This is a genomic window from Gaoshiqia sp. US2 (assembly GCF_059705485.1).
Genome location: NZ_AP048550.1, coordinates 5299611 through 5322307, shown reverse-complemented (window position 1 = coordinate 5322307; position 22697 = coordinate 5299611). Strand labels below are relative to the sequence as shown.

The following is a 22697-nucleotide window of genomic DNA, read 5'->3' as shown; positions in this document are numbered from 1 at the left end:
TGATTTTTTTCATCTATCCGAGTGATTAGTTCCCAAAAACGATTTTCATTCATCCAATGATACCAGATCGCCCATGTCGACCCATTTAAAAGGAATCCTGCTGACATTAAGCTCCGTCATCGCATTTGCTCTGATGGCCATTCTGGTACGGGCGATTCCCCACGTGTCATCATTTCAATCCAGTTTTTTCCGGTTTTCTGTTGGCTTAGGGATCATTGGCCTGCTGGGGATGTTCCGCATCATCCCGATGAAATTCCGCGATCGTAAATTCCTGTTGCTGCGCGGGCTTATCGGCGGGATCGCTGTGTACCTCTTTTATCTGTCTATCGTTAAACTGGGCATCGGAAAAGGTTCGGTTTACGTGTATTCGTACCCGGTTTTCGCCACCTTGTTCAGTATGCTTATTTTAAAAGAAAAGGTTGAACCGGTTAAATTTATCCCCATTATTGCATCCATTGGCGGGCTGGTATTGCTTTCGTTCAAACATGGCTCAGCATCGCTTTCGGGGTTTAGCGGGTACGAACTGATTGGCATCGCCGGATCGTTGACAACCGGACTTGCCGTCGTTTTCGTCAAAAAACTCCACGACAGCGACAACTCTTATTCCATTTTTTTTGCCCAGAGCATTATGGGCTTCTGGCTTTTTTTGATTCCTTCGGGACTAACGCAAAGTCCGGGAAACTCGTTCGACCTGGTCATCCTGTTGCTGATTGGGCTGGTCGCAACGCTCGGCCAATTATTGATGACTGAAGGTTATCGGTATGTAAACGTGGCTACGGGATCCATCTTTCAATCCCTGGTCCCCGTTTTAAACCTGCTCGCGGGTTATTTTATTTTCAGTGAAGAATTTTCTTCGGTCGAAACCATCGGGGCTGTTGTGATCATCGGATCCTGCTTATCTCTGGTTGCCATCAACTACAAAACCGGCAAGAAGCTACGTATCCTGAAAATGGTGGAATAACACAGCATCCGGGCAGGCCGGGAGATCAGGATTTGATCATCGTTACAATCAACACAGCCATCAGGACCGCCAAACCGGCGCCGGCCCAAAAAGCAGCCGGCAAGCCACCCATCGCATAAAAAACGCCGATCAGCAAAGGGCCAATGGTTTGGCCCGAACGCAGCAACATCGCGTTTAACGACATAAAGGCGGCACGCTCTTCAATACCCGCCATGCCTACCAGCAAGGTTTGAATGGATGGGATCATCACGCCATGCCCCAAGCCAAGAAACAATACTCCGGCAATGATCATCTCCCAACGTGTTGCCATACTTAAAATCAACATGGAGAAAAAATAGAACCCGCATGCACCTGTCAATTGTTGTTTGGACGACAAAAAACGGTTGATGCGCGGCAAATTAAAGGAGGTGATCGCTGTAACCAACGACATCAGCGACATCGTGATACCAATAACCGCTGAACCTGCTTTGAAATGGCTTGCCAGTAACAGGGGAAAATAAGTCAGGTACGCGCCATACAAAATGACAAACAGCAGGACGTTTGCAAGAAACAAGCCCCAAACGGTATGCCGGTTGATTGTTTGCCACACATTCGCGAAATAGTCTTTTAAACCTTGCTCTGTCGTTGGTTCCGGATTTTTCAGCCCGTAGATGACCCAAAGACCCAATGGAATAGCCAACACCGGCAGTACAAAGATGAAGGGCCAGTCGAGGGAGGCCAATACACCTCCAACCGCAGGATACGTGGCCGTCCCGATACTCAAAACGCTGGCATTATAGCCCATGGCGGCCACCCGTTTTTCACCGGGAAAGATATCGCCAATCAGGGTGATGCCCATGCTGGACAAGGAACTGGCCCCAACCCCCTGGATAAACCTGAAAACCAACAGCCATTGGTAATCGCGGATAAAGAAACTAAAGTTTCCCACATATATTAAGCCCTATAATTGGGCATGTTAAATTTCATAATTATCTGTTCAGTTGGCAACTAATTATCATGTTATCAAGCTACTACCTGGCAGATGGCAGTTTTGTTGTTATTTTGGTCATTATCATCAAATTCATCCAGTGCCTTGAGCATTGCCAGTAGTTGCCTACTTGTTTGGTCGCTTTGCATTAGTTTTTCTATTAATGCTTCACTGTCAATGTTTAGTATCGCGGCCATCTGGGTCAACATTTTAAAGAATACCTTGACCAGGCGTTCCCACAAAGTTAGTTCGAGCAGTTGCTGTTGTGTTTCCCTGAACAGCTCGCCCATGGTTTCATAAGAACTGAACCGCTTTTGCAGCGACAATATCGTATGGGTTGCCAAGATGATAGTTGCATCTGCAATTTGTCCATCGAAATCAGTGTTCTGGCTTGCGCCCAAACGCAGGTACTGCTTGCATTCCTTGAACAAGACTTCAATGGTCCAACGGATTTGGTACAGTTCAACCGCCTGTACGAAAGACAGGGTCAAATCGGTTGTCAATAGCAATGTCCAGTTCTTTGCATTATTGTAACGTATGAAGAAGAGCCGGACTTTCTCACCTTTGTAATCGACCACGGTGGAGATGTAGGTTGACTTGTATTTTCTGGAATACTTGCTGTTCTTCCTCTGGTTTTTAGTGATCAACTGATGGGCGTTCAATTCCTTGTTGCCAACCATGTATTTTCGCCTGTCAAGCTTGCACATCCCCAGTAAATGCATGGCCCCTTTTTTGATGGCACGGACACTTTTGATCATGTAATCGTTCACAAACCAACTGTCCATCAAAACATAACTGGCTATAATCCCATTTTTTACAGCCCGCCGGAGCATTGAAACAGCAACTTCGCCTTTCTTCATGTCCAATTCTTCGACCCTTTTTTGCCCGGGAGATTTGCCGTCACGCTTTTTTCTGAACTGCGATTGCAACTCTTTCTTTGACAAACCGTAAGTCCCCTTTTGCCCTTTCTCCCGGTGGAGCGAGAAGTCGGTTGCAACCAGTGTCTTTCCGTCCCAAAAACTAAGCAGGAGCATTTTAAAACCCAACGGGTAAAGTTTGGTCACATGGTTGAAAACCCTGCCGATAAACTCGACTGTTTTGCCCGTTTTTTCAATGTCCGTATCATCCAAAACAAAACAAGTTGTCCCTGAAACAGGACCGCCCTTGGCCTTTGCCTGCCAGGCAAATTGTTTGGCAAAGCCCATCAGTAATTTTCGCCAGTCCATCCACTGGTTGTTCATCAAACGATAAAAGGTATTGTCGTCAATGCTTTCAAGAAAATTTTTGCACCGGTTTTGCATCCTGCAAATACTTTCGCTGCGTAACCTGAAAACCAGAAGTGAAAGTAAAAGTACAGAAACGTCGTACCCTTTGCTCTTGAAAGAATTGAAGGAGCCTAAAAACCGGCCAACCCTGAAGGCCGAAAAGAAATGGAGGATCCCCTCATTGGTTTTTTCATCATTGCAAAGAACGCTCTCTAATTCGCTTAAATATGCTATTTTTGATCCCATAAGTAGTGGTTTTGTGAATAAACTGCTTTTTGATGTGTAACTAACTCAAATATAGCAATTTAAATTCTATTTTACCACTACTTATTTAATTTCAATCCTCATATAAATCAACACTTCCCAACGTGGGAAACTTTAGTAAAGAAACAGGTAAAACCAGCCAACCCAAATAAAAATAAGGAAGGGACAAGAATCAGCTTCCGGCCGTATCTGTCGGCCAGAATACCTGTTCGTGTGCCAAATATCTTGAATCAATACGGGCTATAAATATAAGGGTTTTTCGGTTCCTGATTTGACAAACCGAAGCAGGCTGACCATATGAGGTTCAGGAAAGCTAAAACACCTTTATGCTGCCTTGCAATAGCGGAAACTGAACATTTTTGGGAACATAAGCCTGTAAAAAACCGCCACCACCGGATCCGAGCAACTTGACAAAGATATTCTGCCCACGGAGCGAACTGATCATTTCGACAAAACCAGCGGGGATCATCTCTGAAAAGTGAGCCAGTTGAAAGCGGGTAATCTCCTCCAGACAGGTAAACAGTTTTGTTTGATTGTGTGCGATAAACGACGCAACTGCTCCGTCGTTGGCAGGCAGGTACACCTGCTGAAACAAAGCGTTAAAATCCCGATCCTCCATTTTATTCAGGAAAAGTCTGACCAGGGGCGAGGTGGCGCCGGTCATTCCGGTATCAATCAGGTAAACCGACCAGGGCAGTTGGTCCAAGGTTAACGAGGGAAGAGAAATTTGCCCGTCTTCGAGCAATACCGGCTGATTTAAAAAAGAAACGAGCGGATCGAGTCCCGAACTACGCCCGTGAAAATAAGACTCGAGCAAGGCAAAATCCTGTTTTAACAAATTAGGAAGGCTGTGTTTTCGTTTTTCCCGTCCAATCAGTTGCCCGTAACAACTGTATTCGTGAAACAGGGCCGCGCAAAGCGCACCCGAACTACCTACGCCATATTGCAAAGGCACATCCGAACGAAAGTGCAGGTTCTTCCCGATATCCAGGTTTAGCCGGCTTAGGTCGAGCGGAAAATTCATTTTCGCATTTACGCCTTCATGCTGAATCCACGAAACAAAACGTTCCAGTTCAACCACACTGTCCCGGTTTCCCGGATCAGAATCAGCGCTTTCGGGTTTAACCAGGCTTCCCTGGTAATTTGCAAACGGAATGGCCAATGCCTTTGCCCCAAACATCAATCCGTATTCGCCAAACAACAACAATTTTGCAGAAAAAGCCCTCATGTTCATTCTTTTACAGGTCCGCTGCCGATGCGGTCATCCAACCATTTGCCGTCTTCAAGAAACGGATACAGCTCGTTCTGAATAAACTCATGTACCTCCGGTTGATGTTCCGCCCAGTACAGTAAATGAATATTCGGTCCGGCATCGATGGTGAAACCGACAGGCAAGCCTGTTTGTTCCCGGAAAATACGTATTTTTTCAATGATATAAAGGCTTTCGGGCTTCAACAACATAAAAGAAGGTGTTGAACTCATCATGAGGGCATGCAAGCTCAGGGCTTCGTTTTCGACTAACTCCAAAAAGCGGAACCGGTTATCGGTTTTCATCACCTGCACCAATTGCTCCATATTCTGATTTGCCTGTTTGATTCGTGCAGCCTGGTACGGATGCTTGTTCATCAACTCGTGCCCGGCCGAGCTCGAAACTCTCTTTTTTCCCGAGTCGACCAGCAAAACCGCATCGCACAACCAAAAGTAGCAATCGTGAATGGCGGTGACCGGCAAGGCATAACAATCGGTTGAGCCGGGAAAAGCAGCCGACTTTCCCCACCAGGCAAAACCCGGCAACACCGACCGCGAAGCGCTGCCGCTACCCAGGCGTGCCAGGCGCGAGGCTACCTGGATAAATTGCTCCGGTTCCTGCACGGTTCCTGTCAGTTGGCCGTCCAGCTCGGCCAGGCACAGGCCGAGTGCCCCGAAAGCAGAGGCCGAAGAAGCAATACCGGCCGAATGCGGGAAGGTATTCTCACTTTCGATGTAAAATGAATAATCATTCATCCAGGGCATTTCGATGGATAGCCGGTTCAGGTATTTTTCGACCCGCGCAGCAAAAGGCGAGGGTTCTCCTTCAAATAAAAATGATACCCGTCTTTTGTTTTCAGGAAGAAGCTGAACGCGTGTCCGGGTCCTTGCTTTTTTTAAACTGAAACTTAACGATGGATTGAGGGGTAACTGTTCGGGCTTCTTTCCCCAGTATTTGACCAGCGCAATATTCGACGGGCACACCCAACTTACCTGTAATTCACTCATTCCCTTATTGTTCATTTAATACCAGTTCTTTCCAGGGAAAAACAACGTTTAATCCCTTTTCTTTAAAATATTGAAACACATCGCGCTCGCTGAGCCGGGTAGCTGCCAGGTAAAAGTCGCCGCCCCAGGCGCCAAGTGACTTCACTTCACCATCAAAATCACTGAAGTAGACCGATTTGACCGTTGGAACGTCCAACAGCGAAGAAATCCGCTTTTCGTGTTCGGCCATTAATTTCTGAAAACCGTCCAATTTCTGTTCGCGCGCAATTTGTTCAGACAATTGGCTGACCTGCTCCACCTCATTCCGGCTTCCAGCCTTGTTATCCAGAAACCGGTGGACCTCGTTACGGGTACTTTTTTTTGTTCCCGAGTATACAAAATACAGGTTGCCGAGGAACGGGTAAGCGAGACAGACCGGTTCAGGCGCCTGATCTTTCTGATAACAGATAGGGCCTGAGGCCGTTGCACAGGCAATATCGAAGCCGCTTCCGTGAAATATCAATTCATTCAGTTTGAAAGCGTCGACCTCGGCCCAGCGGGCCAGGTTGGCTATCAGCGTACTGCTGCTCCCGAGTCCCCATTGGTTGTTAAAATCGGTCCGGGTATGGATCTCCAGTGAATTTCCGGGCCGGAATCCGGGATTAAGTTGCCGGATTGCGTGAAAAGTATCCTGTAATATAACCGCCTTTTCAATATCGGAACTGTTGATCAGCTGAAAAGATGGTAATTCCAGCTCGCACGAAAACCAAAGTTTTTCCTGGTTAAATGCCTTCCAGATCAACACGCCTTCCTGCCGGCCCCGGGCAACCTCCATCCGCTGGCCGTATTGCAGCGGCAGGGCAATGGCTTTGGCGCCGTACAACACCATGTACTCGGCGGTCAGCAACAATTTTCCGTGCGCGTAATAGGTTTGTTTAAGGTCCTGTGTCATTTTTCAGGTATTGCTCTACGTCTGCGAAACTCACTTTCCGGTTTTGAAAATAAAACCGGGCGGCCTGTTTTTGTTCATCGGTTGCACCCAAACTATTTAAGATATTGCTCAGGTGCATTTTCATGTGCCCTTGTTGAATACCGGTTGTCACCAGGGCCCGAACGGCCGACCAGTTGGATGCCAGTCCGGCTACCGCCAGGTATTGCATCAGTTGGGTGGACGATGGGTTTTCGAGAATCTGCATAGCGAGTCCGGCCATCGGGTGCAGGGCGGTCACACCTCCAACGACGCCAACGGCCAGCGGCAATTCCATCGAAAAGATAAAGCGGTTATCTTCAATTTTGGCCTCACTTAAACCGGCATATTGTCCGTTGCGGGCGGCGAAAGCGTGCCCTCCCGCTTCAATGGCCCGAAAGTCGTTGCCTGTTGCCAGGGCCAGCGCATCCACCCCGTTAAAAATACCCTTGTTATGCGTAACCGCCCGCGATACATCTTTGCGCGAGATCTGCACCGCCCGGACAAATTTTTCAGCAAACCGATACGCTTCTTCCCGATCGTTTTGATCGGACAACTTTTCCACCGGACATTCCACCCATACTTTTACCCGGCTATCCGGAACATAGTTTGATAAAATAGCCATGATGATTTCGCAGTCTTTCTCCTCGTCCGGCCAGGCGGTTTGATTGTTCAACCAGGCTTTCAGGCTTTTTCCGAACTGTTCGAGACACGAATTGATGAAGTTGGCGCCCATCGCATCCTGCGTATCAAACGACACATCCAGCTGGTAATAAGCCGGCAGTATTTCGGGCAAATATATTAATTGAATACCCCGAATGCCGCCGCCGCGTTTTTCCATGTTCCGGGTGAACGGAGCGACCTCATCGATCAGTCCTTTTCGTATTTCTGCAAAATGATCATGAAGTTTTTGAGGATTTCCCGTCCACGAAAAATGCAGCTGCCCTTTTTTTGCAGCGCCCAACAGCCCGGCATGAAAACCGCCTCGTTTAGCCCAAAAACCGGCAGCCTTGCCCAGAGCAGCAACCACCGAGCTTTCCTCTGTCACCAGGGGAAAAACCCGGTATTGTCCGTTCACCAGAAAATTGGGGGCCACAGCAAAGGGAAAATGAAAATTAGAAATCTGATTTTCGCTCAGATCGGCGATGATGGTTTGCCGGATTTTATCTTTCAGTTCAAATGCAGCCAGAAAATCTGCCAACGACTCATCCAGTTCAAGTTGCTGCACCAGCCAGTCGGTTTTATGCGCTTTGCTGAGCTTTGAAAATCCTGATATGGGTTTATTGTCCTTCATAATTAGGGTTTAAACGCAGGTAAGTTTGCGCCAACCGGTATGCTTTAAGCTGATTTTCCAAATATCGTTTTAAGGTTTCGTAATCGCCGGTTGCCTGTTTCAACACCGATGAAGCCATTCCGTAAACAGCAGGCAATTTGCTCAGCGAAACCAAATAATAACCGTCTAAATAATTTTTTATGCCGCCCGAAATAATTAATTGCTGACAAACGGGATTGATTTCGTTCACCAATTGGTTGATATCGTTCACCATTTGAAGGGCCGTTTGCCCCACGTAAGCAAATGGATCGTACAATTCGCGGGTTTGCTGATCATCGCGTTTCAGTTCGAGTCGCGAAAAATTGGTTCCTCCATACGCGCCGAACTCTATCGCGGCCAAGGGCAGTTGCAGCAATTGCTTCAGGCTTTCGCGCCCCATGCCTTGTCCCACTTCTTTCACAATGAGCGGTATCTTTACCTTCGACAATAACTGGCGGATGGTTTCCAGCGGCGGTTGTGCAATCCGGTCTCCTTCCGGCTGAAACCATTCCTGCAAGGGGTTGACATGGACAATCAGTCCATCGGCGCGTAAGTTGCCAATTAAATCGACAATCGCCTGTTCCTTCTTTTCTTTCAACAGCTCTTCGACCTGCGCCACGCCCAGGTTAGCCCAAAACGGACGGTCGGGCCCGATTTCGTCACGGACATCAAAATCGGCCCAATGGGTTTTATCAAACAGAATTGTACGGCACGAGCCCAGGCCCATTCCCAAACCCAGTTCGCCGCAGGCGCGGGCCATATTCCGGTTGATGTTTTTTGCTATTCCCGTGCCACCCGTCATGCTCGACACCCAAACCGGGGCATTCATCGTTTTTCCCAAAAATGGAAAAGCGAATGGTTCCGATCCGGGATGAGCCGTCGTCAGGGGTTCATAAATAAAGCGCCGATCCTGCTCCGGGAACCCGGTTTGCGAATCAAATGCCAGTTGAATGTGTTCCAGTTTACGGTCTTTGTCCATGTATCAGCTGAATAAGGTTACAGGCAAAAGTAAAAAACGGATTGGCCCGTTCCTTATAAAATACGTTCAAAATGCGGTTCGTTTTTGTAAAAAAAATCGGATTTCATGCGGCACAACGCAGCGTAATTCAGCAGAACGATCATTTCATTTGTCCCTGCTCCCTACCTTAATCCTTCAACACATCCCGCGAAATCACCATGCGTAATACCTCCGAGGTCCCCTCGCCGATCGACAACAAACGCTGGTCGCGGAAGAAACGTTCAATCGGATACTCGTCGTTGCGAAAGAAACCGGCTCCGCCAAAAATCTGCAAGGCATCGCTGGCCACATCGCTGGCCACCTGCGAACAATAAAGTTTTGCCATAGCCGATTGGGTACCGAATGGTTCTCCCTGATCTTTCAGCCAGCAGGCGTGGTATAAAAAGGTACGGGCTGTTTCAATTTTCGTGGCCATGTCGGCCAGTTTGAACGCGATGGTTTGAAAGCCGGAAATCGCCTTTCCGAATTGTTTTCGTTTTTTGGCAAATGAAACGGCCATTTCGTATGCACCCTGCGCCAATCCCAGCCCCATTGCAGCAATTGACAAGCGCCCGGAATCGATGGTTCGCAGCATGATTTTGATTCCCTGTCCACGTTCGCCCAGCTGATCTTCGGACGGAATGTAACAATCTTTAAAATAAACCATCCCGTTGTCGGCTGCCCGCCACAGGAACTTCTGTTTCATAAATTCGCGGGTGTAACCGTCGGTGCCTTTTGATACCAAAAAGGCGGTGAATTCTTTTTTCCCGTCGGCACGTATCCCGGTTTGGGCCACAAAGCTAATCCCCGCGGCCATATCGGATGCCGCGTTGGTGATGTACTTTTTATGACCGTTAACCAGCCAACCGCTCTCTTTCTCCCCGGCAACGGTTTCCACACCCTGGGCGTCCGATCCCGCATTTTCTTCGGTCAGTCCAAAAGCCCAAAGGTTTTGCGCCGTGCAAAGCGATGGAAGGTATTTTTGTTTTTGGGCCTCTGTCCCAAACTCAATGATCGGGCCAACACCAAGCGAGTTATGTGCAGCCAGCGTGGCAGCTACCGAACTGTCGACGCGGGCTAACTCCTCAACAGCCACAATAAAGGAAAGGTAATCGCTGCCCTGTCCCCCGTATTCAACCGGAGCGTGCATCCCAAATACCCGGAGGCTGCTCATGGATTTAATCAACTCAGCAGGAAACTGTTCCAGCGCTTCAAATTCGCCAATAACAGGCTTGATTTTTTCTTCGGCAAAGGCCCTGACTCTGGACCTCAGCTCGTGGTGTACTTTCTTTAACAACGCGTTCATATCTGATTTCTCGCTTTTTTAGGATTCAAAATCCACTAATATTTCTTTATCCTGAACGATTTTTCCCTTCGATACATAAATTGTTTTCACAACGGCATCTACCGGGCATTGAACGGTAAACTCCGTTTTCATCGATTCAATCACCAATAAATCTTGACCCTTGGTTAACCGTTCGCCGGGTTGAACCATCACGTCAATCACTTTCCCGTGCAAATCAGCGCGGATCAGCGATTGGATAACGCCATCCCTGTTCCCGGTTTGTTTTTCCAGCCTGACTTGTCCCTGCACAGAAGGACTTTTCAGCGTAAACTGGTAGCTGTTGCCATAAATCCCGGTTGACTGTCCCTGATCAATCACGTAAAACCGGTGAATGGTTCCATCCCGGCTCAAGGTGATTTGATTATTGTTATATGAAACATCGCAAAGCTCATGCTGTTCACTCCCGAGACTTAACAAATAAGCTTTTTTTCGTTTCATGAATTGAACCGGGAAGATTTTTCCATTCATTTCAATCTGAAAAACGGGGTGTAAACGCCAGTACCCGGTCTGGTTCCAGAGGTTTGTTTTGCAGGAAGGGCGATAAAAATGAAACAGCAAAAAAACGCCAAACAGCAGATCAAACGGTATCTTTTCCCGTTCGTCGCGCATTTGCTGAACGAAACCGGGAAGGCCATTCTCCAGAAAGCCGGTATGGATGTTATTTTGTCTGAAGAGTTCACTTTGAACGAGTTTCCGAAGGAATGACTGGTTTGTCCGCAGTCCGCCGATCAGCAAAGACGACAAAGCCTGTTCTGACTGATGCAGTGCTGCCTGCCGGGTGGCGCCGTACACAATCAGTTTTCCCAACAGCGAATCGTAAGTCGGCGAAACGCGCGTGTTCTCCAAAAGAAAACTATCCCACCGGCAGTTTTCAGGAAGTAACAATGCCCTGACCGTTCCCGAAGAAGGTAAAAAACCGTTTTCCGGATCTTCGGCACAAATCCGGAACTCCATAGCATGCCCGGTTTGACTGATTTCGGACTGGCTAAAGGGCAAACCCTGCCCGGCTGCAACAGCCAGTTGCCATTCCACCAAATCCAATCCGGTGATGGCTTCGGTAACCGGGTGTTCCACCTGCAAGCGGGTATTCATTTCGAGAAAATAATGATTTCCCTGTCGGTCAACCAAAAATTCGACGGTGCCGGCACCGCGATAATTCACCGCCCGGGCCAGGCGAAGGGCATCGGCATAAAGTTTTTCTTTTATTTCGGTTGAAACGGAAGCAGCGGGAGCCTCCTCGAGCAGTTTCTGATAACGCCGCTGGATACTGCATTCGCGCTCGTATAAATGCACCGCGGTTCCTTCGCCGTCGCCCACAATTTGCACTTCGATGTGACGGGACTGCGGCAAATATTTCTCCACAAAAATTTCATCGTTCCCAAAATATTCGAGCGATTGTCGTCGGGCACGTTGCAAGGCCGGCAGCCAATCAGCTTCCTGTTCAACAATCTGCATGCCTTTGCCGCCGCCACCGGCCGAAGCTTTTACCAACAGCGGGAATTCGGGAAGGCCCAATCTGCCTGCCACATCGTCAACCCGGCCATGCAGGCCCGGAATCACCGGAATACCGAGGCTTTTTGCAAAACCAACGGCCCGCGTTTTTTCGCCCATCAGGCTGATCTGGTCGGCTGTAGCGCCGATGAATACCAACCCGGCGGCTTCGGTTTTTCGGGCAAAGCCAGCATTTTCAGACAAAAAACCGTATCCCGGATGAATGGCTTCTGCCCCGGACTGAAGCGCCAGGTCCAACAATCTTTCCTGATTCAGGTAAGTTTCGGAGAGGCTGTTTCCCGGAAGTAAGAAAGCCTCATCGGCCAGTTGAACATGCAGGGAATTTTCATCGTCTTCGGCAAAAACAGCAACGGTCCTCATGCCTGTTTTCCGGGCGGTGTGTATAATTCGAACGGCAATTTCGCCGCGGTTGGCAATTAATATTTTATGGAAATACTTTTTCAAAGATTGAACAGGTTAAGTACGATGCTGATTGATTTGATACAAGCCGGAATCTGAAGCAGCCCGAAATCACTGATTATGCAAGCCCGTCATGAATGATTTGACCGACCATTCGGGCTTTCGTTTTTCGAGGAAAGCCCGCAGGCCTTCCTGCCCTTCGTCCGAGTTGACCAGGTTGGCCAAAACTGCAGCCGTGTATTCGCTGCTGTCGACTCCTACTTCTCCTGTATCAATCTTCAGGATCAGTTGTTTACATGCTTTCAGTGCATTTGGCGAAACCTTTTTCAGGCTGCCGATCAGCTGATCCACCACCTCCATTCGTTTTCCGTCGTCTGCCAGAAAATCGACCAGCCCGATAGCATGCGCTTCCACGGTTCCAAAACGCTCGCCCGAGAACATCAGTTTCTTCATGTTTTGGGTGGATAGCCGCTTGGCCACAAAGGGCAGGATGATGGCCGGTATCAGGCCCAGTTTTACTTCGCCAAAAGCAAAGACCGTTGATTTTTCGGCCACCGCAAAGTCGCAGGCAGCCAGCAAACCATTGGCTCCGCCCAACACATTTTTATGTGCCGCGGCAATGGTTATTTTGGGGAAGCAGGCCAGTTTTTTCAGCAGCTCGGCCATTCGCAGGTATTCCTGCCAGTTTTCGCCTTTCCCGCGATCAACGGTACCGGCAAACCAGTTAATATCGGCGCCGGCACAAAACGACTGACCTTCGCCGGCCAACACCACAAATTGGATGGTTTCGTCGCCGGCCAGGTCGTCAAGTGCGACATGCAGTTCTTCCATCATTTCCGGGTTCAACGCGTTGTGCAAACCCGGACGGTTTAATAGAATCGTGGATTGAATTCCCGATTTACTGAATTTGATATGTTTGAATTTTTCCATCATTTACATTCTAAAGACGCCATAACCGGCTTTGTTCAACTTTTGATTCAGGGTGACATAAAAGGTCAGGCCTAAAATATCGCGTGTTTCGGCCGGATCGATGATGCCGTCATCCCACAAGCGGGACGAACTGAAATAGGCTGAACTTTCCCGTTCAAACTGCCCGATCAAGCTGCCGTTTTCGCAATTTCCGCCAATGGTTTGTAAAACGCTTTCGGCCTGCTCGCCTCCCATTACGGCAATGCGGGCATGCGGCCACATAAACAGAAAATCGGGATCATACGCGCGTCCGGCCATCGCGTAATTCCCGGCTCCAAACGAACCGCCAATCACCACCGTGATTTTCGGGACAGTTGAATTAGCCACCGCGTTGATCAGCTTGGCGCCATCTCGGGCAATGCCCTCGTGTTCATATTTTTTTCCGACAACAAAGCCGGTAATGTTTTGTAAGAATAACAACGGAATTTGCCTCTGGTTGCACAATTGGATAAAATGTCCACCCTTTCGGGCGCTTTCGGCCGTCAGAAAGCTTTGGTTACCGAGAATGCCCACCTGAATTCCCTTGATCCGGGCAAAGCCTGTGACCAGCGTTTTTCCGTAACCGGCTTTAAATTCGCGGAAATCGCTGCCGTCAATCAACCGATCAATAACCGCTTTTACATCGATGGGCTTTTTGAGATCGGTTGACAGGTAACGGTATATCTCTTCCGAAGGGAAAAGCGGTTCGGCGGCTTCGGCCAAATCAACCGGTTGTTTGTTTGTTTTGGGCAGGCCGCCGATAATTTTCCGGCAAATCTCCAATGCCTGAACATCGTCGTCGGCCAAATGGTCTGCAACTCCCGAAACTTGCGCATGCACTTCGCCGCCGCCCAACTCTTCGGCTGTTACTTCTTCGCCGGTTGCTGCTTTTATCAGTGGCGGGCCACCAATAAAAATGGTTCCCTGGTTACGCACAATGATGGTTTCGTCGCTCATGGCAGGCACATAAGCGCCTCCGGCCGTACAAGAGCCCATCACTACCGCTATTTGGGGAATTCCTTCGGCTGACATGCGGGCCTGGTTGAAAAACACCCGGCCAAAGTCAAAGCGATCGGGAAATACATTGGCTTGTTCGGGCAGGAAAATTCCGCCCGAATCGACCAGGTAAATGCAGGGCAGGTTATTTTTCAGGGCAATTTCCTGGGCGCGTACCTGTTTGCGGATGGTTTCGCGGATATAGGTCCCGCCTTTCACCGTGGCATCGTTGGCCACAATCATACATTCGCGGCCCTGCACCAAGCCGATACCGGTTACGATTCCGGCCGACGGGAAGGCATCGTTGTACTGACCCCAGGCCGCGAACGACGAGAGTTCGAGAAAAGGCGTCTGCTGATCGAGCAAGAGGTTAATGCGCTCCCGGGCCAGCAATTTGCCGCGTTCGCGGTGCTTTTGCACCGCCAGCTCAGGGCCATGCGAACAAACGACCGACAAGCGGGAACGGAATTCGTCCATAACAAGCAGATAATCGGCCCGGTTTGTTTGAAAGAAAGATGAATGGTCACCAATCAGATCTTTTTTTGGCGCGCTCATGACATTAGGATAAATAAACGATTTTAAAATCGTTTATACAGACAAAAAAAACGGGGTTATGTTCACGAAAAACGAAATTTTTATTTCCTCCGAACTGCGTAAAGAACTTCGCCGGAACAAGATGAATAACTCCTCAGATTTTCTTCGAGATATTAACTTGGCCGATAAGTGAGGTTTATTTGATCAGGTTTTGTAATTTGGGTGCAAAACAGGAATAATACCACGCTGTTTTGATGGAAAAACGATGTTCTGACGAAATAAGAGGTGAAAACGGAAAGACCCAATGCTTCCGGAAGTTCTGACCGCACACCTGATTAAGGGACATGATATTGAACTTCATACAGGATTATGAAACAGTTATTTTTTTCTTTCGAGAAATTTAAACTTCGATTTAAGACAATTAAACCCGGGGCAATATTCTGCGCCATATCATTTTCATCGGCATGCGGAGGAACTGTTTCTGATAATTTCCGGCTCCGCAACCTTAAGGACTCCCGATGGATTGGATATTGTCGGTAGCGGAGATTTGATCTTTTTTGAGATGGGAGAATCCGGTGCGCATCAGTTATATAATCACACATCCGGGATTTGTATGTACCTGGATATACGGACGTTTATTGGTTTTGATGTTTGCGAGTATCCCGATTCGAATAAATTGTTAATCGCTCCGTCGATGGAGGTATTCGGTAAAGATTCAAAACCGGGTTATTTCGAGGGAGAAGAAAACATTGTTGAAAAATGGAAACAAATTGAGAATAAAAATGGGCATTCGCCGGAGGCACCATAAAAAATCCCGACTGCCAGGCAGCCGGGATTATATCATGAAACGCTGATCTGCTTATGCTTTGTATTCGTCCCAGTGCTTAATGCTGATGTCTTCCAGCTTATACTTACAGATGGCGTAAATAAAAGCGCTGGCCACGCGTGCATTGGTAATCAGCGGGATATTGTAATCGATCGAATTCCGACGGATTTTATACCCGTTGCTCAGCTCGCGTTTGGTGTAGTTTTTCGGTATATTCACCACCAGATCGATTTTTTTCTCGCGCAGGTAGTCAATCGTATTTGGCTTCTGGTCTTCTTCGTCGGGCCAGTGCAGCAGGGTCGACTCAACCATGTTTTCGCGCAGGAAACGGTGCGTACCTTCTGTCGCGTAAATATTGAATCCCCTTTCGGCCAGCATCTTAGCGCTGTTCAGTAATTCCAGTTTCGAGCGGGCCTGACCCGAAGAAATCAGGATGTTTTTCTCCGGGAACTTGTATCCCACAGATAACATCGATTTCAACAGGGCTTCGTAGAAGTTCTCGCCAATGCAGCCCACTTCGCCGGTCGACGACATGTCGACACCCAAAACGGGATCGGCATTCAGCAAGCGGGCAAAGGAGAACTGCGGGGCTTTAACGCCCACGTAATCCAGCTCGAACAGCGATTTGTCGGGTTTCGTGTAGGGAAGGCCCAACATCACCTGGGTGGCGATTTCAATCAGGTTGATCTTCATTACTTTCGACACAAAGGGGAAACTGCGCGATGCCCGCAGGTTACATTCAATCACCTTGATATCGTTGTCTTTAGCCAGAAACTGCATGTTAAACGGCCCCGTGATTTCGAGCGCCCTGGCAATTTCGCGTGAGATTTTCTTGATCCGCCGGATGGTTTCCACGTACAACTTTTGCGGCGGAAACACGATGGTGGCATCGCCCGAGTGCACCCCGGCAAATTCGACATGTTCCGAAATGGCGTAAGCGACAATTTCGCCTTTATCGGCTACGGCGTCAACTTCCACTTCTTTGGCCAGTTCGATGAACTCGGTGACCACTACCGGATGTTCTTTCGAAACATCGGAGGCCATTTGCAGGAAGTGTTCCAGCTGGTCGCGGTTCGACACCACGTTCATGGCTGCGCCCGAAAGCACGTAGGAAGGCCGGATAAGTACCGGGAAACCAACCAAATCCACAAACTTGTAGATATCGTCGATGCTGGTCAGCTCGTTCCAGCGGGGTTGGTCAACACCAATCTCGTCGAGTAGGGCGCTGAATTTTTTGCGGTCCTCGGCATTATCGATTTTCAGGGCCGAAGTTCCCAGGATCGGCACGTTCTGCCGGTAAAGTTTCATCGCCAGGTTATTCGGTATTTGGCCGCCCACTGAGAGGATGACTCCCTTGGGGTTTTCCAGGTCAACGATATCCATGACCCGTTCAAAGGTCAGTTCGTCAAAAAACAGGCGGTCGCAGCTATCGTAGTCGGTACTTACCGTTTCGGGATTGTAATTAATCATGACGGCGCGGTAGCCGTCTTTGCGGACCGTGTTGATGGCGTTTACCGAACACCAGTCAAACTCCACCGAACTCCCGATCCGGTATGCTCCCGATCCGAGTACAATAACAGACTTGTTGTCATTCAAAAATTCAACGTCGTGTTCGGTACCGTTGTAGGTAAGGTACAGGTAGTTGGTCTGGGCAGGGTATTCACCGGCCAGTGTATCGATCTGTTTGACAAAGGGAGTCATATTCCGGGCTTTTCGGTGAGCGCGGACTTCCAGCAGCTTTCCGTTGATTTCCATTCCCTGGGCATTCAGCGACAGGCGTGCAATCTGGAAGTCGGAGAATCCGGCTTTTTTGGCTTCAAGCAATAACTCATCGCTCATTTCCCTGAGCGAGTTTACCTTCAACAGCTCTTCTTTTAACAGGTGGATTTTGTGCAGTTTCTGCAGGAACCAACGGTCAATTTTCGTTTTATCGTGAATTTCGTCGATGCTGTAACCTTTATCGAAAGCCGCGGCAATGGCAAAAATACGCCGGTCGGTTGGGTTCAGCAATTCCTCGTCAATCTGGTCGATGGTGATTTCCTGTTTGTTGCCGACGAAGCCGTGCATGCCCAGGCCAACCATGCGGATTCCTTTTTGCATGGCTTCTTCGAAACTCCGACCGATCGACATGATTTCGCCAACCGATTTCATCGAACTTCCCAGGTTTTTGGAAACGCCGCTGAACTTATTCAGGTCCCAGCGCGGGATTTTACAAACCACGTAATCAAGGGCGGGTTCAAAGCAGGCTGTTGTCACTTTGGTGACCGAGTTGTGCAGTTCGTGCAAACCGTAGCCTAACCCTAATTTGGCAGCCACAAAAGCCAGCGGATAACCGGTTGCTTTGGAGGCCAGCGCCGATGAGCGCGACAAGCGGGCATTCACTTCGATGACGCGGTAGTCTTCGGAGTGCGGGTCAAGTGCAAACTGCACATTACACTCGCCGATGATGCCGATATGACGGATGATCCTGATGGAAATAGCCCGCAATTTATGGTACTCGCCATTCGAAAGGGTTTGCGAGGGCGCCACCACGATACTTTCGCCGGTATGAATTCCAAGCGGGTCGAAGTTTTCCATGTTACACACCGTGATGCAGTTGTCGTACTGATCGCGGACCACTTCGTATTCCACTTCTTTCCAGCCTTTCAGCGATTCTTCGACCAAAACCTGCGGCGAATAGGTAAATGCACTCGAAACCAGTTTGTCGAGTTCTTTTTCGTTTGAGCAGAAGCCGCTGCCCAAGCCGCCAAGGGTATAGGCTGCACGGACAATGATCGGGAAACCCAGTTTTTGGGCCGCGGCCCTGGCTTCTTCCATGTTGACACAAGCCACGCTGCGCGGAGTTTTTACATCAATTTCGCCCAGTTTGCCGGCGAAAATATCCCGGTCTTCGGTGTTAATAATCGATTGAACCGGCGTACCGACCACCTGGATGTTGTATTTTTCGAAAATGCCCTGACGAAATAAATCGACCCCGCAGTTGAGCGCGGTTTGTCCGCCAAATGCAAGCAGGATCCCGTCCGGTTTTTCCTTTTTAATGACCTGTTCGACAAAGTAGGCAGTTACCGGCAAAAAATAAATTTTGTCGGCAATTTCTTCCGATGTCTGGATGGTTGCAATATTCGGGTTGATCAGGATGGTTTCAACGCCTTCTTCTTTCAAGGCTTTCAGCGCCTGCGATCCGGAATAGTCAAACTCGCCGGCCTCACCGATTTTTAAGGCTCCCGAACCCAGAACGATTGCTTTTTTTATGTGTGTGTGTAGTCTTGCCATGCTATGGGGCTATTTTTTGTATTTCACAATGTTTTCGATAAACTCGTCGAACAAGTATTCCGTGTCAACCGGTCCGCTGGAGGCTTCAGGGTGGAATTGGGTAGAGAAAAAAGGTTTGGTTTTGTGCCTGATCCCTTCGTTGGTATTGTCATTCACATTAATAAACATGGCTTCCCAATCATCGGGGAGCGATTCGGGGGCAACGGCATATCCGTGGTTTTGAGAGGTAATAAAGCAGCGATCTGTTCCGGCAAGCAATACCGGTTGGTTATGACTGCGGTGGCCGAATTTCAGTTTATAGGTATCGGCGCCGGCAGCGCGGGCAAGTAACTGGTTGCCCAGGCAAATTCCCATGACGGGTTTTCCAATGGTCAGGGCTTTCGAGATGTTGTCGATGGTTTGCTGGCACATGGCCGGGTCGCCGGGACCGTTCGACAAAAATACGCCGTCGAATTCTTCTCCGGTAAAATCATAATCCCACGGAACCCGGATGACGGTTGTATTCCGTTCGAGCAGGCAGCGGATGATGTTGTTTTTCACGCCGCAATCGACCAACACCACTTTGTGTTCGCCGGTTCCGTATACTTCCCGGCTTTTGGTACTGGCCACGGCCACCAGATTCTCTTTATTCGGATCGTAAAAGTCGATGGGGTTCTCTTCGAATTCAATCTTGCCCAGCATCGAACCTTTCATTCGTAAAATCTTTGTCAGCGCACGGGTGTCGATGCCATACAATCCGGGAACCTTGGATTCTTTCAGCCAATCGCCCAAACTTTTTACAGCATTCCAGTGGCTGTATTCCGATGAATAATCTGAAATAATCAAACCGCTGATGTGCACTTTGTGTGATTCGTAATACGCGTGGATGTTGTTCTTCTTCAGATCGCCCGGCACCCCGTAGTTGCCGATTAAGGGGTAGGTTGAAACCAGGATCTGCCCCGTATATGAAGGATCTGTTAAACTTTCGGGATAACCGGTCATAGCTGTGTAAAAAACTATCTCACCGGCAATGGATTTATCATACCCGAAAGATTTTCCCTCAAAGCGGGTCCCATCTTCTAAAATTAAACTGACTTTTTTTGCCTCTGTCATTTTTATTGATCGCTTATATGTTAAAAAAAATGCGTCTGGCTACTGCTGTAGGGCAAACGCATTGTGCTTATTTTCCGTAATATGAAATTTTATTTTCACTTTTTCCCGAATTAATCGTCTCATTTCTTTTTTCGTTCTGTAACCTGCCTGATTGATTCCGCAACAAAAATATAAAATATTCCGAATTGAAATTTGTTTTCTGTGAAAAATGAATAAATTTGCAAAAGATTTGCATATATATTCAAAAATAATGAAGAATCGCACGAAACGACAGTTGGCCATCAAACAAATTATAACCGCTCAGGGCATCCACAGCCAGGAGGAGTTGCTGGCCCGGCTGCACGAGAAAGGTTTTGACCTGACTCAGGCCACCTTGTCGCGCGATTTAAAAATTTTGAAGGTGGCAAAAGTACCCAAAGCAGGGGAAGGTTACGTATATGTTATACCTGAAGGCATCCAGCCGGAAGTTCCGGCAGCCGATTCAGGCGTTAACTTTCTTGCTGATGGGTTCAGGTACCTGAGTTTCTCGGGCAACCTGGCTGTGATGCGGACCCGGCCCGGCTATGCCAGCAGCATTGCCGCGGTGCTCGACAATGCAGATCCTTATGAGATACTTGGTAGTATTGCCGGAGATGACACCATTTTATTGGTGATGCGGGAAGGGGTTACGCCAAGTGATTTAAAAAACAGTTTGGTATTAATCATGCCAAAATTACAGGAAAGAATTGGCTAATGGAAAACATGAAGAAAATAGAAGACATTAAAGTTATGGTGGCAAACGTTTCCCACCTGCCTTACACCACAATCATAAACGATACGATTGATGCGGCATCGAAAGAACGCGGAACCGGGATCGCCCGGCGTTCAGACGAGTATATCTCGAAAAAGATACTGGAGGGCAAAGCCATTATCGCCCTTGAAGGAGAACTGTTTGCCGGTTTTTGCTACATCGAGTCCTGGGGACACAACCGTTTCGTAGCCAACTCGGGGTTGATCGTTGTAAAAGATTATCGGGGCGTGGGACTTGCCCGCGAGATTAAAAAGAAGGCCTTCGAACTATCGCGTACGCGTTATCCCGAAGCTAAAATATTTGGTTTGACAACCGGTTTGGCCGTCATGAAAATTAACCACGAGTTGGGATATCGCCCTGTTACCTTTTCAGAATTAACTGATGATCAGGATTTCTGGAAAGGCTGTCAGAGCTGTGTGAACTATGACATCCTGCAACGGACAAACCGTTCAAAATGCCTGTGTACCGGTATGTTGTTCGACCCGGCCTGGGAAAAACAAAAAGTTACCGTGGCTGCCGAAGCCCGGCCTAAAAAAATTTCCTTGCTGGAGATGATTGGAAAACTAAAGCCGAAGAATCATTCAAACGGAAAAGATTCGGGTATAAAAATGTTTAAAAAGATAAAAGAAAATATAAGTGATGACACTGTTCAGCGAACATTTCAGGATTAATTTTCTTCGATAAAATCCGGATTTTCGTGATTTGATCATTGCAAATTATGAGTTTTAAATTCAGGATAAGTAAGGTTAGTAAAGTTGTAAGTTTTCAGTAGAATCGCTGTTTCAGTGTTGTCACTTTTTTAAAAGAAAATAAAATGAAAGAAAAGGTAGTATTAGCTTACAGTGGCGGGTTAGACACTTCATTCTGTGCCAAGTACCTGTCGGAGGAGAAAGGATTGGAAGTTTATACGGCCATTGCCAATACCGGGGGGTTTAGTAAGGAAGAATTAAACGCGATCGAAAAGAGGGCGTATGAACTTGGCTCTGCCAAGCATGTGGCCATCGACGTCACCGACACCTACTACGAAAAATGTATTCGTTACATGGTGTATGGCAATATTTTACGGAATAACACTTATCCCATTTCGGTCAGCTCAGAGCGTGTTTTTCAGGCCATCGCCATTATCGAATATGCCAAAAAGATCGGCGCCAAATATGTTGCCCACGGAAGTACCGGTGCCGGAAACGACCAGGTCCGTTTTGATCTGACCTTCCAGGTGCTGGCTCCTGATATTCAAATCTTAACGCCCACACGCGACCTGCAGCTTAGCCGGAACGAGGAAATTGAATACCTGAAAAAACACGGCGTCGAGGCTGACTGGACAAAAATGGCCTATTCCATTAATAAGGGATTGTGGGGAACCAGTATTGGAGGTCAGGAAACGCTCACTTCAGGAAAAACCTTGCCCGAAACGGCCTATCCGTCTCAGTTGAGAGAAGAAAAGGAACGTGATGTGGTGCTCGAATTTGTTGAGGGAGAACTTAAAGGCGTTGATGGCAAACGGTATTTTAACTCGGTTGAAGCAATTCGCGATCTGGAAGCCATTGCTTCCAAATATGCCGTTGGACGCGATATGCACATTGGCGATACCATTATCGGCATCAAAGGCCGTGTAGGTTTTGAAGCAGCTGCTCCCATGATCATTATCAAAGCGCACCAGATGCTCGAAAAACATACGCTCACCAAATGGCAAATGTATTGGAAAGAGCAGTTAGCCAACTGGTACGGCATGTTCCTGCACGAAGCCCTTTATCTTGATCCAGTGATGCGCGATATCGAGAAATTTCTCGAAAATACGCAGGAATCCGTGTCGGGCAAGGTCATCGTTAAATTGAGGCCCTATCAATATACCCTGGTTGGCATCGATTCTCCGTACGACCTGATGAAATCGGACTTTGGCGAGTACGGCGAAATGAACAAGGCCTGGACCAGCGACGATGTGAAGGGGTTTACAACGATTTTGAGTACATCGCTGAAAATTTACAATTCAATTCATAAGAAATATTAAGCCGGA

The 22697-nt window shown here is 48.1% G+C and carries 17 protein-coding genes and 1 pseudogene; 5 read left to right on the top strand and 13 right to left on the bottom strand.

The features are described 5' to 3' along the window. Positions 1-73: 73 nt before the first annotated feature. Complete coding sequence (locus AC6H3C_RS21445) at positions 74-961, top strand: DMT family transporter (protein WP_497517592.1); 888 nt, start codon at positions 74-76, stop codon at positions 959-961. Positions 962-986: 25 nt separating this feature from the next. Here the strand turns inward: AC6H3C_RS21445 and AC6H3C_RS21440 are convergent, their stop codons facing one another. The 11 genes from AC6H3C_RS21440 to AC6H3C_RS21390 all read right to left on the bottom strand — a co-directional run bounded on the left by AC6H3C_RS21440 (position 987) and on the right by AC6H3C_RS21390 (position 14723). Continuing rightward, a complete protein-coding gene (locus tag AC6H3C_RS21440; RefSeq protein ID WP_497517591.1) occupies positions 987-1889 on the bottom strand; it encodes an MFS transporter in 903 nt (300 codons plus the stop codon). Positions 1890-1963: 74 nt separating this feature from the next. After that, complete coding sequence (locus AC6H3C_RS21435) at positions 1964-3439, bottom strand: IS4 family transposase (protein ID WP_497516226.1); 1476 nt, start codon at positions 3437-3439, stop codon at positions 1964-1966. A gap of 331 nt (positions 3440-3770) precedes the next feature. Continuing rightward, positions 3771-4685, bottom strand: a complete 915-nt coding sequence (locus tag AC6H3C_RS21430) for a mevalonate kinase family protein (protein WP_497517590.1) — start codon at positions 4683-4685, stop codon at positions 3771-3773. Positions 4686-4687: 2 nt separating this feature from the next. Then, a complete protein-coding gene (locus AC6H3C_RS21425; protein WP_497517589.1) occupies positions 4688-5713 on the bottom strand; it encodes a diphosphomevalonate decarboxylase in 1026 nt (341 codons plus the stop codon). 4 nt (positions 5714-5717) lie between these two features. After that, positions 5718-6644 (bottom strand): GYDIA family GHMP kinase, encoded by a 927-nt coding sequence (locus AC6H3C_RS21420; protein ID WP_497517588.1) that lies wholly within the window; start codon positions 6642-6644, stop codon positions 5718-5720. Then, positions 6628-7953, bottom strand: a complete 1326-nt coding sequence (locus AC6H3C_RS21415) for a hydroxymethylglutaryl-CoA reductase (RefSeq protein ID WP_497517587.1) — start codon at positions 7951-7953, stop codon at positions 6628-6630. Before AC6H3C_RS21415 ends, AC6H3C_RS21420 begins: the two co-directional genes overlap by 17 nt. Then, the gene (locus tag AC6H3C_RS21410; RefSeq protein ID WP_497517586.1) at positions 7940-8950 is read right to left on the bottom strand and encodes a beta/alpha barrel domain-containing protein; all 1011 of its coding nucleotides are present in this window, start codon (positions 8948-8950) and stop codon (positions 7940-7942) included. Before AC6H3C_RS21410 ends, AC6H3C_RS21415 begins: the two co-directional genes overlap by 14 nt. 166 nt (positions 8951-9116) lie before the next feature. Then, entirely contained in the window at positions 9117-10274 is a 1158-nt protein-coding gene (locus AC6H3C_RS21405) for an acyl-CoA dehydrogenase family protein (protein ID WP_497517585.1), read from the bottom strand. Positions 10275-10292: 18 nt separating this feature from the next. After that, positions 10293-12269: an acetyl/propionyl/methylcrotonyl-CoA carboxylase subunit alpha gene (locus AC6H3C_RS21400; protein WP_497517584.1), complete on the bottom strand. Its 1977-nt coding sequence runs from the start codon at positions 12267-12269 to the stop codon at positions 10293-10295. Between the two features lie 66 nt (positions 12270-12335). After that, a complete protein-coding gene (locus AC6H3C_RS21395; protein ID WP_497517583.1) occupies positions 12336-13157 on the bottom strand; it encodes an enoyl-CoA hydratase-related protein in 822 nt (273 codons plus the stop codon). Continuing rightward, positions 13158-14723: a carboxyl transferase domain-containing protein gene (locus AC6H3C_RS21390; protein WP_497517582.1), complete on the bottom strand. Its 1566-nt coding sequence runs from the start codon at positions 14721-14723 to the stop codon at positions 13158-13160. A 409-nt stretch (positions 14724-15132) separates the two neighbouring features. Between AC6H3C_RS21390 and AC6H3C_RS21385 the strand changes: the two are divergent. After that, positions 15133-15510: pseudogene (locus AC6H3C_RS21385) on the top strand (cupin domain-containing protein); the annotation flags it as partial. A 51-nt stretch (positions 15511-15561) separates the two neighbouring features. Here AC6H3C_RS21385 and carB read toward each other — a convergent pair. Then, entirely contained in the window at positions 15562-18801 is a 3240-nt protein-coding gene (gene carB, locus AC6H3C_RS21380; protein WP_497517581.1) for a carbamoyl-phosphate synthase (glutamine-hydrolyzing) large subunit, read from the bottom strand. Between the two features lie 9 nt (positions 18802-18810). Beyond that, a complete protein-coding gene (carA, locus tag AC6H3C_RS21375) occupies positions 18811-19893 on the bottom strand; it encodes a glutamine-hydrolyzing carbamoyl-phosphate synthase small subunit (protein WP_497517580.1) in 1083 nt (360 codons plus the stop codon). 250 nt (positions 19894-20143) lie between these two features. Here carA and AC6H3C_RS21370 point away from each other — a divergent pair, with 250 nt between their 5' ends. From AC6H3C_RS21370 to AC6H3C_RS21360, 3 genes are all read left to right on the top strand, one after another. Continuing rightward, positions 20144-20626, top strand: a complete 483-nt coding sequence (locus AC6H3C_RS21370) for an arginine repressor (RefSeq protein ID WP_497517579.1) — start codon at positions 20144-20146, stop codon at positions 20624-20626. Positions 20627-20634: 8 nt separating this feature from the next. After that, positions 20635-21354, top strand: coding sequence for a GNAT family N-acetyltransferase (locus tag AC6H3C_RS21365; protein ID WP_497517578.1), 720 nt, complete (start codon positions 20635-20637; stop codon positions 21352-21354). A gap of 143 nt (positions 21355-21497) precedes the next feature. Continuing rightward, entirely contained in the window at positions 21498-22691 is a 1194-nt protein-coding gene (locus AC6H3C_RS21360) for an argininosuccinate synthase (RefSeq protein WP_497517577.1), read from the top strand. The last annotated feature ends 6 nt before the right edge of the window (positions 22692-22697 follow it).

Coding starts and splice junctions, on each gene's coding strand:
- AC6H3C_RS21445 (WP_497517592.1), top strand. CDS start 74: ATGTCGACCCATTTAAAAGGAATCCTGCTGACATTAAGCTCCGTCATC.
- AC6H3C_RS21435 (WP_497516226.1), bottom strand. CDS start 3,439: ATGGGATCAAAAATAGCATATTTAAGCGAATTAGAGAGCGTTCTTTGC.
- AC6H3C_RS21430 (WP_497517590.1), bottom strand. CDS start 4,685: ATGAGGGCTTTTTCTGCAAAATTGTTGTTGTTTGGCGAATACGGATTG.
- AC6H3C_RS21425 (WP_497517589.1), bottom strand. CDS start 5,713: ATGAGTGAATTACAGGTAAGTTGGGTGTGCCCGTCGAATATTGCGCTG.
- AC6H3C_RS21420 (WP_497517588.1), bottom strand. CDS start 6,644: ATGACACAGGACCTTAAACAAACCTATTACGCGCACGGAAAATTGTTG.
- AC6H3C_RS21415 (WP_497517587.1), bottom strand. CDS start 7,953: ATGAAGGACAATAAACCCATATCAGGATTTTCAAAGCTCAGCAAAGCG.
- AC6H3C_RS21410 (WP_497517586.1), bottom strand. CDS start 8,950: ATGGACAAAGACCGTAAACTGGAACACATTCAACTGGCATTTGATTCG.
- AC6H3C_RS21405 (WP_497517585.1), bottom strand. CDS start 10,274: ATGAACGCGTTGTTAAAGAAAGTACACCACGAGCTGAGGTCCAGAGTC.
- AC6H3C_RS21395 (WP_497517583.1), bottom strand. CDS start 13,157: ATGATGGAAAAATTCAAACATATCAAATTCAGTAAATCGGGAATTCAA.
- AC6H3C_RS21390 (WP_497517582.1), bottom strand. CDS start 14,723: ATGAGCGCGCCAAAAAAAGATCTGATTGGTGACCATTCATCTTTCTTT.
- carB (WP_497517581.1), bottom strand. CDS start 18,801: ATGGCAAGACTACACACACACATAAAAAAAGCAATCGTTCTGGGTTCG.
- carA (WP_497517580.1), bottom strand. CDS start 19,893: ATGACAGAGGCAAAAAAAGTCAGTTTAATTTTAGAAGATGGGACCCGC.
- AC6H3C_RS21370 (WP_497517579.1), top strand. CDS start 20,144: ATGAAGAATCGCACGAAACGACAGTTGGCCATCAAACAAATTATAACC.
- AC6H3C_RS21365 (WP_497517578.1), top strand. CDS start 20,635: ATGAAGAAAATAGAAGACATTAAAGTTATGGTGGCAAACGTTTCCCAC.
- AC6H3C_RS21360 (WP_497517577.1), top strand. CDS start 21,498: ATGAAAGAAAAGGTAGTATTAGCTTACAGTGGCGGGTTAGACACTTCA.